Below are 14776 nucleotides of genomic sequence, written 5' to 3' on the forward strand. Positions count from 1 at the left end.
CTTTCGGGGCGTGCGTTCCAAGAGCTGGCCACTTCTGCGTGGCCAAAGCGGGGCGCGACAAGATTACCGCCCCAACGGTGACTCTGATTTGACAGGGCCTCCCTTAAATCAGGATCGCCTTGGGATCAATTCCCTATCTGGGGCGCAAATTGACACGGGTGGGTCGATTGTTCCGCATCCAGCACGACAAAAACACAAACCGAAGGAAAAAACGCAACTATTGGTCAGTCGATTCCGACACCGGTTTCTCAAGTTGGAAGAAGCTCATGTCCCAGGCAACTCGTAGGACATAGTCCTGGACCACCTGATCCAAATGATCTTCGGACCCGGCATAAGCCGCCCATGGAACGGAAACGCCAGCCGGGGCAAACAAACAGTTCAAAACCCACTTTCGCCCGGCATATCCGAACCTTTGCAGCGCCGATTCCAATTCTGATTTCGCCAAGTCAGGCCTGCCTGCCAAAGCAAAAAGCCGACCGCTCGATAGCAACTCTCTTTCGCCGCGCCACATATACCAATCAATCGCTGCGTCATACCATCGCGTGAAAAAGATGCCCTTATCTTTTTCGACGTCACCCTTCTGAAGGACGGCAATCTTCTTTATATATTCGATCCCCTTGTTCTCATCACCGATCTTGAGATGAACCAAAGCCGGCCAGTACAAATCTGATGCTTTGCCCGGCTCTAGCCGCGCAAGGTTATGTGCCGCCTCAAGCGCACTGTCGTGGTTCCCGGTGTATTTCAGGTCGTAAAGCAGTTGAGAGAAATACACCCAATCTTCGTCCGGCCAGCGATCCTTGGCCTGTTTTAGGAACGCCTCAACCCCCTCAAAGCCGTTCAATTCATAGCTTAGATCCAGCAACTCATAACCCGCCTTTCCATAGCCCGAGTCGATCTTCAGGGCCGTTTGCAACCCGCGCCTTGCTGCCAGAGGACGCCCGTTCCGTCTGTCAAAACCGGATTTGCGGTACAGGGCAAACAAACTGTCAGGATCTATCTGCAACGCGCTGTCATAATCCGCTGCTGCCGCCTGAGTGTCACCAAGGGCGTCATAGGCGAACGCGCGTCTTAAGAGTGAATTTGCGTCATTGGGATACACGGCCAAAGCATGAGTGTAATCCGCAACCGCCATGTCAAATTGCCGGTCGCGGTGATACGCCCACCCTCTGAATCTAAAAAGCGCATTACGATTGGCCTCGTTAGCTCCGTTCCCATTCAACAGCGTCGTACACGCAGACACTGCCTCGGTGTGCTTTGCCTTGCCGCCGAAACAAGTCAGCGAAAGCTCGGAATAATTGACCGAGGATCGAGACGGCGCGTTTGCTGATAACAGCAGCGCGGTTGCAACAATAAACAGGGCGGCAATCCGAATTTTCAAGAGTATCCCTTAGCAGAGGCAACTCTCCTTAAGGTAGTAATGAGGCCTGCCGCTAAAAAGGTTTGAGCCGTGCAACAGATCGCACGTGATGCCTGCAAGGCACGGTGTCGTCTAAACGCCCCAAGTGTCGCTTAACCGATACCCGCCTTGCCATGGGTCATCGGGATCCAGCATGTGCTGATGGGTGCCGGTGATCCAACCTCGGCCACTGATCTCGGGGATAATAGCAGGTCTGCCTTCCAGATCCGCATGCCCGGTAACGCAGCCTGTGAAACGCGAACCAATGATCGAAACGGCCTCGAATGTTTGACCAACAGCCAGTTCTCCCTTCGCGGCCATCAAGGCCATTCGAGCCGAGACAGCCGTTCCCGTTGGCGAGCGGTCGATCTTGCCCGGTTGAATCGCCACGGCAGATTTTCCGGTCAAGCCAGTCGGAGTCGCCTGAACCGGGCCGCAAAACGCACAGAATGAGATATGGGTCCAATCCGGGTTCTGAGGGTGGGTAAAACCCAGCTGTTCATTCGCAGCATTGGTAATCGCTACCCCAATGCGCGCGAGATCCCGAGCCTCGTGCGCTACGATATCAAAACCCAATGTCGCCGCGTCGACCACGACAAAGCTGTCGCCGCCATATGCTGTGTCAACGACCAGCTCCCCCACACCGGGCACATCCAGTGTAGCGGCAATTTTGTCCGCGAAACTGGGCAGGTTCCGAACATGAATACGCTCGGCTTTGCCATCGCGACATTCAGCACGAACCCTGACCAGACCTCCCGGCGCTTCCAGCGTCAGATGCGTTTCCGGCTCTTGCATCGGGATCATACCGCTGTCCAGCAAAACGGTAGCGACGCAGATCGCGTTCGAACCGGACATGGGCGGCGTATCTTCGGGTTCCATGATGATGAATGCGGCATCCGCGTCGGGATGTTTGGGCGACACCAAAAGGTTCACGTGGCGAAAGACACCACCGCGGGGTTCATTGAGAACAAAATTGCGCAAAGTCTGATCCCGCGCAACGAACGAGCGCTGTTCCCACAGGGTATCTCCGGGCGGGGGCAACACTCCCCCTACGATGACGTCACCCACTTCACCCTCTGCATGGGCCGATATGACGTGGAGTGTTTTGACGCTGCGCATTTGACCTCTCTAAAATCGAGTAGCCGCGTAAGGCGTCATCGGGATGGGCAGTTCATCGCCGTCGACCAGCCCTGCTACAAGTTCAGCCGTACCCGCCGATTGAGTTAGCCCCAGATGCCCGTGCCCAAAGGCGTAGATGACATCAGGTGCGTGCGCAGCCGCCCCAATGACCGGGATACTATCCGGCAGGGATGGCCTGAAGCCCATCCATTGCGTTCCCCCCGCCGTGTTCAACCCCGGCAGAAATTGAGTCGCTTTGTTCAGCAGCGTGTCGGCGCGCTTGAAATTAGGAGGCAAAGTCAGCCCACCCAATTCAACCGCACCACCAATGCGCACGCCGCCGTTGATGCGGCTGGCGACAAACCCATGTCTTGAAAAGGTCAGATGCATCCGCAGATCGAAAGCGCCGGGTGGCAAGGTTGTGTTGTAGCCGCGCTCGGTTTCTAGCGGGATATGGTCGCCCAGTGTTTGCGCCAGATGATGCGACCAGGCACCCGCAGCCACAACAACTTTTGTTGCGTCCAGTGTCCCGTCGTCAACGGTTATCCGCACACCATGTTCTAACGGAGTCAACGCGCGAATATTGCGCGTTTCGATCCGCCCCTGCCTTTCACGAAACGATTTGGCCAAATGGTCGACCCACTGCTTTGGGTCGATCACGTTAAGCCAGTTTGGGGTGAAACCAGCATGGGTGAACCGTCGACTAAGTCCCGGCTGTTTCTCGGCGATCGCCTCGGGTGTCTCAAGCAGTTCAAATTCGATTCCGTGCGCGCGTCTAAGATCCCAGGTTGGCAGGCTGGCGCGATATTCGGTCTGGGACTCATACAATTGCAGTTGCCCATCGCGCTGCATCATCTCTTCGCCATTGACAGAAGGGATCAGTCGCTCCAGAGCGGCGCTGGAAATCTTCATAAGGTTCGACTGCGCGCCCAACAAATCCGTATAGCGCGACGGCTGGCTAGCTCGCCAAAAGCGATACATCCAAGGTGCAATCTTGAACGCATAGGCTGGAGGTATCGACAACGGGCCCAGTGGGTCCAGCAACCATTTCGGCGCTTTGCGCATGATGCCTGGAGTCGCCAGCGGTTCGACCTCGGGGAAGGCAAAAGCCCCGGCATTTCCGGCCGAGGTTTGCGCGGCGACTCCGTCTTTGTCCAGCACCAGCACCGAGTGTCCCCGGCGCTGTAACTCCAGCGCGGTTGTGATGCCGATGACTCCGGCCCCAATGACAACAACTTGCTGAGTCATAACTGAATGCCGTTGCGGAACGGATCAGCTGCGGCAAAAATCAAATTGGCCTGAGCCATTATATGAGCCTGCCCGGTAATCGAAGGGATAACTCCACCTTCGTGGCCAGGCTGATACGACAGGCGATACGTGCTACCAATAATGCTTTGTTGAACGATTTCCTCGCCTGGGACCAAAGCACCATCTGCCGCCATACAAGCCAACAGGGCCGAGCATCCCGTCCCGCAAGGCGAACGGTCATGATTGTCGTCCGGGCACAGCACAAAGTTGCGGCTGTGAAGGTCCGGGTCGATTGGCGTGTCCTGAAGGATGACATGATCAATCAGCTCGCCCTTTTCGCCCCCGATGCCCTGAGCGATCGACGCCTTGCGGATGGCAACAGTCAGATCGGTCAACGCGCGAATTCTGTCAGACGTTACGGGGATCGGGCTGGGATCAACGATAAAGAACCAATTGCCCCCGTAGGCAACGTCGCCCACGATTTCACCGTGGCCCGGTACGCTTATTGTCACGTCACTATGGACCCGTCGGCTTTCGATATTTCTGACTGTCACAGTGTTTTCGTCATGCAGAGTAACCGCCACTACACCTGCAGGAGTTTCAATTCGGTGCTCTCCGACATCAATGCGACCCAGATGAGCCAGTGTAACCGCCAGCCCGATTGTGCCGTGGCCACACATGCCCAACACTGCATCCACGTCGAAATAGATCACACCAGTCACGCAGGTCGGGTCGACCGGTTCAACCAACAAAGCACCGACCATTGCCGGTTGTCCACGAGGTTCAAGAAGGACGGAGCGGTAGAACTCTCTGTGATCGGACTCCAACCTCCGTGCACGGTCAGCCAATGGACCAGTCCCCAGATCCGGCGCGCCGTCAAGGATGACCCGCGTGGGCTCCCCGCCGGTATGGCTGTCGATCACATGCATTCAGCGATCACTCCACCCTGTTTCGACCAGTTTGCGAACCATGCACCGAACAGCGCGTATTGCTGTTCGCAATAGTTGCGTTGTGCATCTGTCAGTTCATCTGTTTCGTTGAAGTGCAGACGATATTCCGCTTCCCCGTTCAGAACCAGTAGGTGTTTGTAGTAGAGCACCAGATCCGGCCCTTCGTCAAAGCTGGACAATACATGAATGGCTTCGGTCAACTCTTGTGCGCGTTGACGGGCTTCCGCGTGGCCTTTGGCTGCCTTTTTAGACAACGCGGCCAGCAATAGCGCTTCGCGCGGCAATGCAGTCCCAATCCCGGTGATCGAGCCGGTGGCACCGCAATTGACAAAACCGTGGTAAACCTCGGTATCAACCCCTACCATCAGCGTGACTTGATCGTCTTGGCTGGTGATGTTCTCAGCCGCATATCGAAGGTCATCCTTGCCCCCGAACTCTTTGAAACCGATCAGGTTGGGATGTTCCATGCGCAAAGCAAAGAACAAGTCAGCGCGCGTTGCGAACCCATAATAGGGACTATTGTAAATAATCGCGGGCACGTCGGGTGCGGCATTCAGAATCGCCTTAAAGTGGTTCTTCTGCGCAGTCGGAGAGCTACCACGGGACAGAACACGTGGGATCACCATCAGCCCCACAGCTCCGACTTTTTGAGCGTGGGCGGCATGGGCAACAGCGGACTTGGTGTTGATTGCCCCGGTGCCGACAACGACGGGCAGACCGGCAGCGATCAGACGCTCTACCCCTTCCATGCGTTGGGCATCAGTCAACAGCGGCCAATCCCCCATCGAGCCGCAATAGACAACCGCCGACATGCCTGCGTCGATCATCTGACGTCCTTTGCGAACCAAAGCGTCAAAATCCGGCTGGCGATCCGCTGTGCATGGGGTCATGAGCGCGGGCATAGTGCCGGTAAAAACGTTGGTGGCCATCGGACAATCCTTCGAAAACACAAGTTTGAGAACGCAGCGCATGCGCTGCTTTTCTCTGCGTTATCGGATATTGGATACAAAATCCACACTCAAATGACTAAAAAGGCGTCGAACTCAATGCACGACGCCCTTCTAGCCCAAAATCTACAAACACTATCGCAGCCGTTCGCCTGTTTCGTTGTCAAACAACATCGCCCGCTCGGCCGAGAACGAGATTCCGATTCGTGCGCCTTGCTTGCTGCGTTCATCGTCACGCTCTTCGATGATCAGCTTGTCGCCATTTGCGGTCAACAGATAAGAATAGCTGACACCGCCAAGCGCTTCGGTCAGGTCCACGGTGCAGGTATCACCTGTACGATCGACCAGAAGGTGCTCAGGCCGTATCCCCAATGTCACTTTCGTCGCATTTGCGGGGACAGAAGACGTCACCGGTACAGGATGATTGAACGCGGGGTGCGTTACACGGCCATCAACCACGTCACATTCCAAAAAGTTCATCGCTGGCGAACCAATGAACCCGGCAACGAATCTGTTGTCCGGGTCGCGGTACAAATCCATCGGAGCACCGACCTGTTCGATTCGACCATCTCGCAAAACAACGATCTTGTCGGCCATAGTCATCGCCTCGACCTGATCGTGGGTCACATATATCATGGTTGCGCCGATTTCATTGTGAAGGCGCGCGATCTCAACCCGCATTTCGACCCGCAATTCGGCGTCAAGGTTCGACAACGGCTCGTCGAACAGGAACACGTCGGGGCCGCGTACAATGGCCCTGCCAATGGCAACACGCTGACGCTGACCGCCGGACAAGGCCTTTGGTTTCCGTTTCAGGTATTGATCCAACTTCAGAATAGCTGAAGCCTCTTGAACTTTTTGGTTTATCTCGGCTTTCGCCACGCCGTTCATGCGCAGACCGAACCCCATATTCTCGGCCACAGTCATGTGCGGATAGAGTGCGTAAGTCTGGAACACCATCGCAACGCCACGCTTGGCTGGGTCCAGATGTGTCACATCTCTTGCGCCGATGTGGATTTCGCCTTCGGTGGTTTCCTCAAGTCCAGCAATCATCCGCAGCAGTGTGGACTTACCGCACCCTGAAGGGCCAACGAAAACACAAAACTCTCCGTCTTCGATCTGCAGATCGATTCCATGAATAACCTGCGTCTCGCCATATCGCTTGATCGCACCGTTCAGAGTGACCCCTGTCATGTCCCTTGCATCCTGTCGCTATTTCCGTTTGGGCGGGTTTCCGGGAACCGCCATGATTGCGCCTCAGCTCCGATCTGATCGGCCACACGGCGGACCCGAGGCACCCAAGCTTGTAGCTGGGCAAAACTCATCCGCTCAGTTGACCCGGTGATCGAGATCGCCCCCAGCATGCGCCCCCCTTCTGTCAAGACCGGGCAGGCAACGCAGATAATGCCGGGCTCATGCTCTTCGTCGTCCACAGCATATCCGCGCTCTCGGATCGCAACCAAATCAGCACGCAATAGCTGCTCGGAAGCGAGCGTCTTGTCTGTAAAGCGGTGAAAGCTCTGCTGTGAAAGAGCTTTGGCCAGTTGGTCAGGCTCCAAATGTGCCATCATTGCCTTGCCGACACCCGTACAATAGGCAGGACCCACCTTCCCCGCTTGCGAATACATTTCGACCGGCTGCGTCGCGTTTCTTTTGTCTACGTACAGAACCTGACCGGAATCCAGCTGCGCCAAATGAACAGTTTCCCCGGTTTCACGGCTAAGAGCGTCCAAAAATGGCCGGGCAATCGGCGCGAGCGAGCTTTGGGTCCACGCTGCGTGGGCCAGACGCACCAGACGCAGCCCCGGCGCATAGGTCTGTCTGTCGGGGTCATAAGACAACATACCCTGATTGGTCAGCGATTGGAGAAACCGATATAGCGTGGCCTTTGGGAAATCGCTGTGTTCAAGCAATTCGCCAAAGCGAACCGGACGCGCGAAAGCCGCAACCTGATCCAGCACATCACAAGCTTTACCTATCGTTCCGTCACCAGCCACGGGCGCGCATTCTCCTCCACTTACCCAATGGCCGAGGCCACGAGGGTCTTGACAAGACTAACCGAGTCGATGTGTAGTTTTCAACATATAAAACTGAGTTCCACAATATGGAACCATATGGAAGCTAAGGGAGGAAACCATGCATTCCATTTACAAGCGCACAACGGCCGCGCTGGCCATGAGCGTTGCACTTGCTGTTCCGGCATATGCCGAACTGACCGGCGAGCTGCGAATCTTCCTCGATACATCGAACCCGGCGCCCCGCGCGACGATGGAAGCGATGATCGACCGTTTCGCAGCCGAGCACCCCGAACTGGAAATCGAAACCACGGTGATCGACCGTGAGGCGTACAAAACGCAGATCCGCAACTTCCTGACGGCTGACACGCCTGATGTTGCCACTTGGTATGCGGCCAACCGTATGAAACCCTATGTCGAAGCTGGCCTGTTCGAAGATGTCTCGGACCTGTGGGCGGAGCCTGAGATCGCGGAAAACCTTGCCTCGACCAAAGGTGCGATGACCATCGACGGCAAGCAGTGGGGCGTGCCCTATACCTATTACCAGTGGGGCGTTTACTACCGCAAAGACATCTTTGATGAGTTGGGCCTGTCCGAGCCGACCACCTGGGAAGAAGAACTGGCGAACTGCCAGAAGATCGTCGATTCAGGCCGCGCCTGCTACACGATCGGTACCAAGTTCCTTTGGACCGCAGGTGGCTGGTTCGATTATCTGAACATGCGTACCAACGGCTTCGATTTTCACAACCAGCTCGCCAATGGCGAAATCAGCTGGGAAGACGACCGCGTCAAACAGACCTTCGCCAACTGGAAACAGCTGATCGACATGGGTGCGTTCATCGACAATCACCAGACCTATAGCTGGCAAGAAGCCCTGCCCTTCATGGTCAATGGCGAAGCAGCGGCATATCTGATGGGTAACTTCGCCGTAGCGCCGCTGCGTGAAGCAGGCCTGTCCGACGACCAGCTGGACTTCTACCAGTTCGTGGCCATTAACCCGGACGTTGAACGGGCCGAGGACGCGCCGACCGACACGTTCCACATCCCTGCCAATGCTTCGAACAAAGAAGCCGCACGTGAATTCCTGCGCTTTGTGGTCTCGGCTGATGAACAGACCGAAATCAACAACGGTTCGAACCTTGGTCAGTTGCCGGTGAACGCCAAATCCTCGGTGGACAATGACAAGTTCCTGCAGCAGGGCTTCAGCATGCTGTCATCGAACAGCCCCGGCGGCGTTGCCCAGTTCTGGGATCGTGATGCGCCTGCTGAAATGGCCAAAGTATCGATGGAAGGGTTCCAGGAATTCATGGTCAAGCCAGACAACGCTGACCGTATCCTGGCCAAGCTGGAACGCGCACGCCAGCGTATTTACGACAACTAATCCGGGCAGAGCGGGGCAAAGCCCGCTCTGATCCAGAACCTGCTTAAGGCGGGTGCCAACCCGCCTTACTCCATTGACCAAACCCCGAGATCCAAAATGTCCGCTGTCGACGTTCCCGAACAAGAAAGCTGGTTCCATAGAAACCAACAGCGTATCGCACCGTGGCTGTTTCTGGCCCCCGGCCTGCTGTTCTTCATGGTCTATGTGATCATCCCGGTCTTTCAGTCTTTCAACCTGTCGCTTTACGAATGGGACGGGCTGGGCGCGGCGGAATATGTGGGGTTTCGCAATTACGAAGACCTGTATTGGGAATGGGTCGACCGGGATGCGTTCTATACCTCGCTCAAGAACAACCTGATCTGGCTGATCCTATATCTGGCCTCGATCCCGGCGGGCCTGTTCATCGCGTTATTTTTGAATCAGACAGTTGCGGGCATTCGCCTGTATAAGTCTCTGTTCTTCTTCCCCTTCGTAATCTCTCAGGTCGTGGTGGGGCTGGTCTTTACATGGTTCTACGACCCAACCTTCGGCCTTCTGAACGAGTTTCTGGGCTTCTTCGGCCTAGGTCCGCTGAACGTGCTGGGGGATGAGCGGTTCGTGACCTATGGCATCATCGTCGCGGGCCTCTGGCCGCAGACGGCATATTGCATGATCCTCTACCTGACCGGCCTGAACGCCGTGGACCCCGAACAGATCGAGGCCGGACGTCTGGACGGTGCAAAAGGCTGGCGGATGCTGTGGCACATCATCCTGCCCCAACTGCGCCCCGCCACCTTCATCGCCTTTGTCGTCACAATCATCGGCGCGCTGCGCAGTTTTGACCTGATCTCGATCATGACCCAGGGCGGGCCGTTCGGATCGTCCCGCGTACTGGCCTATTACATGTTCGAGGTCGCCCTGTCCGAATACGGCTTCCGCATGGGATATGGCGCTGCCATCGCCGTGATCCTGTTCCTGATCATGCTGTGTTTCATCGCCTATTTCCTGTGGTCGATGTACCGCGAAGAAAGGGGGCACTGACATGTTCCCCAAACCCATAGAAAAACAACCCCGCGCGGCCCAGATCACCTATCAGGCCATGCTGCCCATTGCCCTGCTGTTGTGGCTGGGGCCCTTGCTGGCGGTGGCGCTGTTTTCGGTCAAACCGGCGGCAGACTTCACCAATGCAAACTACTGGGGCCTGCCCTCCAGCTTTGAGGGCGCAGTCAACTATGGGCAGGTGTTCTTCAATTCCGACATGCCGCGCTACCTGCTGAATTCATTCCTGATCACCATCCCCACCGTGATCGGCGCGGTGGCACTCAGCTGCATGACCGGTTTTGCATTGGGCATCTACAAGTTCCGCTCGAACCTGTGGATTTTCTTTCTATTCGTCGCCGGCAATTTCGTACCCTTCCAGATCCTGATGGTACCTGTGCGCGACCTGACGCTGGAACTTGGCCTCTATAACACTAAAACCGGGCTGGTGCTGTTCCACATCGCGTTCCAGACCGGGTTCTGCACGCTGTTCATGCGCAACTTCATCCGCGCCCTGCCGTTCGAGTTGATCGAAGCCGCGCGGGTTGAAGGCATCAGCGAGGTCCGCATCTTCTGGTACGTGGTCCTGCCACTGATGAAACCGGCGATTGCGGCGCTCAGCGTGCTAATCTTCACCTTCATCTGGAACGACTATTTCTGGGCCGTAGTGCTGACCCAAGGCGCCGAAAGCCAGCCTGTCACGGCGGGCATTACCAGCTTCAACGCCCAGTTCCGCGCAGCCTACCAACTGATGAGCGCGGGTTCGATCGTCGCCGCCCTGCCGCCTGTGGCCATGTTCTTCCTGATGCAGAAACACTTCATCGCAGGCCTGACGCTGGGGGCCGTGAAATGACATCAAATCAGAGGTTTGCAACATGGTAAAGATTGCCTTTATCGGCGCGGGCTCGACCATCTTTATGCAAAATATCGTGGGTGACGCGCTGCTGACCCCATCTCTGGCCGACAGCCACTTTGCCCTGATGGATATCGACCCCAACCGGCTGGCCGAAAGCGAGGTCGTCGCTCGCGCCATGATCCGATCGGTTGGAACAGGGGCCAGTGTCACCACCCATACAGACCGCCGTGCGGCGCTGGAGGGCGCAGATTTCGTGATCACCGCCTTTCAGGTCGGTGGCTACAAGCCCTGCACGGTGACGGATTTCGAAATTCCCAAGCAATACGGCCTGCGCCAGACCATTGCCGATACTTTGGGCGTAGGCGGCATCATGCGCGGGTTGCGCACCGTGCCCGTGCTGTGGGACATCGCGCAGGACATTATGCAGCTGTGCCCCAATGCCACCCTACTGCAATATGTCAACCCGATGGCCATCAACACCTGGGCCTTGGCCGAGCAATTTCCGGCGCTGAAGCATGTAGGCCTGTGCCATTCGGTCCAGAACACAGTCGAAGAGCTGGCCCATGATCTGGATCTGCCCAAGCACGACATCCGTTACAAGGTCGCCGGGGTGAACCACGTTGCCTTCTTCCTGCGGCTAGAGCATCAGGGGCGCGACCTCTACCCCACCTTGCGGCAGGGATATGCCAGTGGGCAAATTCCGAAGCCACCGCTGCTGATGCCGCGATGCCCCAACAAGGTGCGGTATGAGGTGATGGATCATCTGGGGTATTTCTGCACTGAAAGTTCTGAACATCTGGCCGAATATGTGCCATGGTTCATTAAGGACGGACGCCCGGACCTGATCGAGCAGTTCTCGATCCCGCTGGACGAATATCCCACCCGCTGCGAGGAGCAGGTCGCCGCTTGGCAGGAACAGGCCAAGACCCTGACGGATGGGCGCGATATCGACGTGACCCGCAGCCATGAATTCGCCGCCGACCTGATGAACGCCATTGTCACTGACACGCCCTATGTCGCTTACGGCAACCTGCCCAACACGGGCCAAATCCCGCAATTGCCGCTGGGCGCTGCGGTCGAAACCCCCTGTCTGGTGGACAGCAACGGTGTGCAGCCTTCGGTCGTGACCGACATCCCGCCGCAACTGATCGCGCTGATGCGCAGCCAGATCAACGTGCAGGAACTGACAGTCCGCGCGCTGCTCGACCAGAACCCCGAACACATCTATCACGCCGCGATGATGGACCCCCACACCGCCGCCGAGCTGGACCTGCGCCAGATCCGCCATCTGGTCAGTGATCTGCTGACCGCGCATTCCGACTGGTTGCCGGACTGGTGCCAGCCCGCCAAAGCCGCTTGAAAGGGCTTCGCAAATGACCAAGAAACGCCGATCAGAACACTGGTATGGAAAGCTGGACAAGGACGGGTTCATCCACCGCTCGTGGATGAAAAACCAGGGCTTTCCAGACCACGCTTTTGATGGCCGCCCCATTATCGGCATCTGCAACACATGGTCGGAACTGACACCCTGCAACTCGGGCCTGCGCGATCTGGCCGAGGGCGTAAAGCGTGGCGTGTGGGAGGCAGGTGGCTTCCCTGTCGAATTCCCGGTCATGTCGCTGGGCGAGACCCAGATGAAGCCCACCGCCATGCTGTTTCGCAACCTTTTGGCCATGGATGTCGAGGAATCGATCCGCGCCTATGGCATTGACGGTGTTGTCCTGCTGGGCGGGTGCGACAAGACCACGCCGGGCCAGTTGATGGGCGCGGCCTCGGTCGATCTGCCGTCAATCGTGGTCAGTTCCGGCCCGATGCTGAACGGCAAGTTCAAGGGCAAAGATATCGGCTCGGGCACGGATGTGTGGAAGTTCTCGGAAGAGGTCCGCGCGGGCGAAATGACCCTGCAGGATTTCATGAACGCCGAATCCGGCATGTCGCGCAGTAAGGGTGTCTGCATGACCATGGGCACGGCCTCCACTATGGCGTCCTTGGTTGAGGCAATGGGCATGTCCCTGCCCACCAATGCCGCTCTGCCCGCCGTTGATGCGCGCCGTATGGCGCTGGCGCATCTGACCGGAAAACGGATTGTCGAGATGGTGGACGAAGACCTCAAACCCTCGGATATCCTGACCAAAGAGGCGTTCCAGAACGCTATCCTGACCAATGCTGCGGTGGGCGGGTCGACCAACGCGGTGGTTCACCTGCTGGCGCTGGCGGGTCGCGTCGGCGTGGACCTGACGCTGAAGGATTTTGAAATCGGGTCAGAGATCCCGCTGCTGGTGAACTGTATGCCCTCGGGGCAATACCTGATGGAGGATTTCTGCTATGCCGGTGGTGTTCCGGTGGTGCTGAACGAACTCAAACCCTTCCTGCGGCCAGCGAAAACGGTTCTGAACAAGGATATCTCGGCCCATTTTGACGGTGCTGAGTGTTATAACTCCGATGTTATCCGGCCCTTTGACGATCCGGTCAAACCTGCGGCGGGGCTGCGGGTCTTGCGCGGCAACCTCGCGCCCAACGGAGCCATCGTGAAACCCTCGGCGGCGACAGATGAATTGCTGGAAACCGAAGCCGAAGCCTATGTTTTTGAAAGCATCGAAGACCTGAAGGCCAATATCGACCGCGATGATCTGCCAGTGACGCCCGAGACCATTCTGGTGCTCAAGGGCTGCGGCCCCAAGGGCTATCCGGGCATGCCCGAGGTCGGCAACATGCCGATCCCGGCCAAGTTGGTCAAAGAAGGCGTGCGCGACATGATCCGCATCTCGGACGCGCGCATGTCGGGCACCGCTTTCGGCACCGTCATCCTACATGTCAGCCCCGAGGCGCAGGCGGGCGGCACGCTGGCGTTGGTCAAGACCGGTGACCGCATCCGTGTATCGGCCAGCAATGGCGAACTGGAACTGCTGGTGGATGAAAAGGAGCTGGACGCCCGCCGCGCCGCGTGGCAACCGGACGATCCGCATTACACCCGCGGCTATGCCCGGCTTTACATCGACCATGTGCTGCAAGCCGATCAGGGCGCGGATCTTGATTTTCTGGTGGGCAAAGACACCCGCCTTGTCACCCGAGAGAGCCACTGATGACCCAACCCGCCACCTTCCACGACCTGAACGGGGCCTCGGTCTACATCACCGGCGGTGGGTCCGGCGTGGGTGCAGCCCTGACCGATGGGTTTATGGCTCAAGGGGCCAATGTAGCCTTTATCGGACGCTCAGACGCCAGCGAATTTGTCGAGCAGATGCGCGACAAGTACGGCCGCGCACCCTTATTCCTGCAAGGCGACATGACCGATATCGACTTGCTGCACGCCACCATGCAACAGGCCGCCCAGGCACATGGCCCCCTGAACGTGCTGGTCAACAACGCTGCCAATGACAAGCGCCACTCGCTTGAAGAAACCACGCCCGAATTCTGGGACTGGATGATCGAAGTCAACCTGAAGGCTTATTTCTTTGCCTGCCAGCAGGCCGTGCAGCAGATGACGGCGGGCGGGGCGATCATCAATTTCAGCTCCATCAGCTACATGATGGGGAATGGGGGCTATCCCATCTACACCACCGCGAATGCCGGTATCACCGGCATGACCCGGTCGCTTGCGCGTGAGCTCGGGCCCCAGAACATCCGTGTCAACGCCCTAGCCCCCGGCTGGGTTCTGACGCAAAAACAGCTGGATATGTGGGCCACGCCCGACGATCTGGCCGCCCACATGGAACGGCAGTGCCTCAAGGAGCACTTGACCCCCGAAGACATGATTGCGCCTACCTTGTTTCTGGCCTCAAACGCCAGCCGCGCCATGACCGGACAGTGCATGGTGGTAGATGGCGGCGTCGTGGTAACGGGGTAG

The 14776-nt window shown here is 57.4% G+C and carries 13 protein-coding genes; 6 read left to right on the forward strand and 7 right to left on the reverse strand.

The window, feature by feature from the left end:
• Nucleotides 1–217 precede the first annotated feature (217 nt).
• The 7 genes from AC2TAD_RS13700 to AC2TAD_RS13730 all read right to left on the reverse strand — a co-directional run bounded on the left by AC2TAD_RS13700 (nt 218) and on the right by AC2TAD_RS13730 (nt 7657).
• Complete coding sequence (locus AC2TAD_RS13700) at nt 218–1378, reverse strand: tetratricopeptide repeat protein (protein ID WP_480868309.1); 1161 nt, start codon at nt 1376–1378, stop codon at nt 218–220.
• A 111-nt stretch (nt 1379–1489) separates the two neighbouring features.
• Nucleotides 1490–2515 carry a trans-3-hydroxy-L-proline dehydratase gene (locus AC2TAD_RS13705; protein ID WP_480868310.1) on the reverse strand — a complete coding sequence of 342 codons (1026 nt, stop codon included), beginning with the start codon at nt 2513–2515 and terminating at the stop codon, nt 1490–1492.
• Between the two features lie 9 nt (nt 2516–2524).
• Nucleotides 2525–3763 (reverse strand): NAD(P)/FAD-dependent oxidoreductase, encoded by a 1239-nt coding sequence (locus AC2TAD_RS13710; protein WP_170754101.1) that lies wholly within the window; start codon nt 3761–3763, stop codon nt 2525–2527.
• Nucleotides 3760–4692, reverse strand: a complete 933-nt coding sequence (locus AC2TAD_RS13715; RefSeq protein ID WP_480868312.1) for a 4-hydroxyproline epimerase — start codon at nt 4690–4692, stop codon at nt 3760–3762. Before AC2TAD_RS13715 ends, AC2TAD_RS13710 begins: the two co-directional genes overlap by 4 nt.
• A complete protein-coding gene (locus tag AC2TAD_RS13720) occupies nt 4683–5642 on the reverse strand; it encodes a dihydrodipicolinate synthase family protein (RefSeq protein ID WP_480868314.1) in 960 nt (319 codons plus the stop codon). The genes AC2TAD_RS13715 and AC2TAD_RS13720 overlap by 10 nt, the downstream gene beginning before the upstream one ends.
• Before the next feature lie 153 nt (nt 5643–5795).
• Nucleotides 5796–6854, reverse strand: a complete 1059-nt coding sequence (locus AC2TAD_RS13725) for an ABC transporter ATP-binding protein (RefSeq protein ID WP_209196247.1) — start codon at nt 6852–6854, stop codon at nt 5796–5798.
• On the reverse strand, nt 6851–7657 hold the full coding sequence (locus AC2TAD_RS13730; RefSeq protein ID WP_209196248.1) for an IclR family transcriptional regulator: 807 nt from the start codon (nt 7655–7657) through the stop codon (nt 6851–6853). Before AC2TAD_RS13730 ends, AC2TAD_RS13725 begins: the two co-directional genes overlap by 4 nt.
• Before the next feature lie 139 nt (nt 7658–7796).
• Between AC2TAD_RS13730 and AC2TAD_RS13735 the strand changes: the two genes are divergently transcribed.
• The 6 genes from AC2TAD_RS13735 to AC2TAD_RS13760 all read left to right on the forward strand — a co-directional run bounded on the left by AC2TAD_RS13735 (nt 7797) and on the right by AC2TAD_RS13760 (nt 14776).
• Entirely contained in the window at nt 7797–9056 is a 1260-nt protein-coding gene (locus AC2TAD_RS13735) for an ABC transporter substrate-binding protein (protein WP_480868317.1), read from the forward strand.
• Between the two features lie 96 nt (nt 9057–9152).
• On the forward strand, nt 9153–10076 hold the full coding sequence (locus AC2TAD_RS13740; RefSeq protein WP_480868319.1) for a carbohydrate ABC transporter permease: 924 nt from the start codon (nt 9153–9155) through the stop codon (nt 10074–10076).
• A 1-nt stretch (nt 10077) separates the two neighbouring features.
• Nucleotides 10078–10926: a carbohydrate ABC transporter permease gene (locus AC2TAD_RS13745; RefSeq protein WP_170355113.1), complete on the forward strand. Its 849-nt coding sequence runs from the start codon at nt 10078–10080 to the stop codon at nt 10924–10926.
• A gap of 22 nt (nt 10927–10948) precedes the next feature.
• Nucleotides 10949–12289, forward strand: coding sequence for an alpha-galactosidase (gene melA / locus AC2TAD_RS13750; RefSeq protein ID WP_480868321.1), 1341 nt, complete (start codon nt 10949–10951; stop codon nt 12287–12289).
• A 13-nt stretch (nt 12290–12302) separates the two neighbouring features.
• Complete coding sequence (locus AC2TAD_RS13755; protein WP_353392030.1) at nt 12303–14012, forward strand: IlvD/Edd family dehydratase; 1710 nt, start codon at nt 12303–12305, stop codon at nt 14010–14012.
• Nucleotides 14012–14776, forward strand: coding sequence for an SDR family NAD(P)-dependent oxidoreductase (locus AC2TAD_RS13760; protein ID WP_480868323.1), 765 nt, complete (start codon nt 14012–14014; stop codon nt 14774–14776). Before AC2TAD_RS13755 ends, AC2TAD_RS13760 begins: the two co-directional genes overlap by 1 nt.

The sequence above is a fragment of the Ruegeria sp. HKCCD7628 genome (assembly GCF_057221005.1).

Coding starts and splice junctions, on each gene's coding strand:
- AC2TAD_RS13705 (WP_480868310.1), bottom strand. CDS start 2,515: ATGCGCAGCGTCAAAACACTCCACGTCATATCGGCCCATGCAGAGGGT.
- AC2TAD_RS13745 (WP_170355113.1), top strand. CDS start 10,078: ATGTTCCCCAAACCCATAGAAAAACAACCCCGCGCGGCCCAGATCACC.
- AC2TAD_RS13760 (WP_480868323.1), top strand. CDS start 14,012: ATGACCCAACCCGCCACCTTCCACGACCTGAACGGGGCCTCGGTCTAC.
- melA (WP_480868321.1), top strand. CDS start 10,949: ATGGTAAAGATTGCCTTTATCGGCGCGGGCTCGACCATCTTTATGCAA.
- AC2TAD_RS13755 (WP_353392030.1), top strand. CDS start 12,303: ATGACCAAGAAACGCCGATCAGAACACTGGTATGGAAAGCTGGACAAG.
- AC2TAD_RS13710 (WP_170754101.1), bottom strand. CDS start 3,763: ATGACTCAGCAAGTTGTTGTCATTGGGGCCGGAGTCATCGGCATCACA.
- AC2TAD_RS13740 (WP_480868319.1), top strand. CDS start 9,153: ATGTCCGCTGTCGACGTTCCCGAACAAGAAAGCTGGTTCCATAGAAAC.
- AC2TAD_RS13725 (WP_209196247.1), bottom strand. CDS start 6,854: ATGACAGGGGTCACTCTGAACGGTGCGATCAAGCGATATGGCGAGACG.
- AC2TAD_RS13715 (WP_480868312.1), bottom strand. CDS start 4,692: ATGCATGTGATCGACAGCCATACCGGCGGGGAGCCCACGCGGGTCATC.
- AC2TAD_RS13720 (WP_480868314.1), bottom strand. CDS start 5,642: ATGGCCACCAACGTTTTTACCGGCACTATGCCCGCGCTCATGACCCCA.
- AC2TAD_RS13735 (WP_480868317.1), top strand. CDS start 7,797: ATGCATTCCATTTACAAGCGCACAACGGCCGCGCTGGCCATGAGCGTT.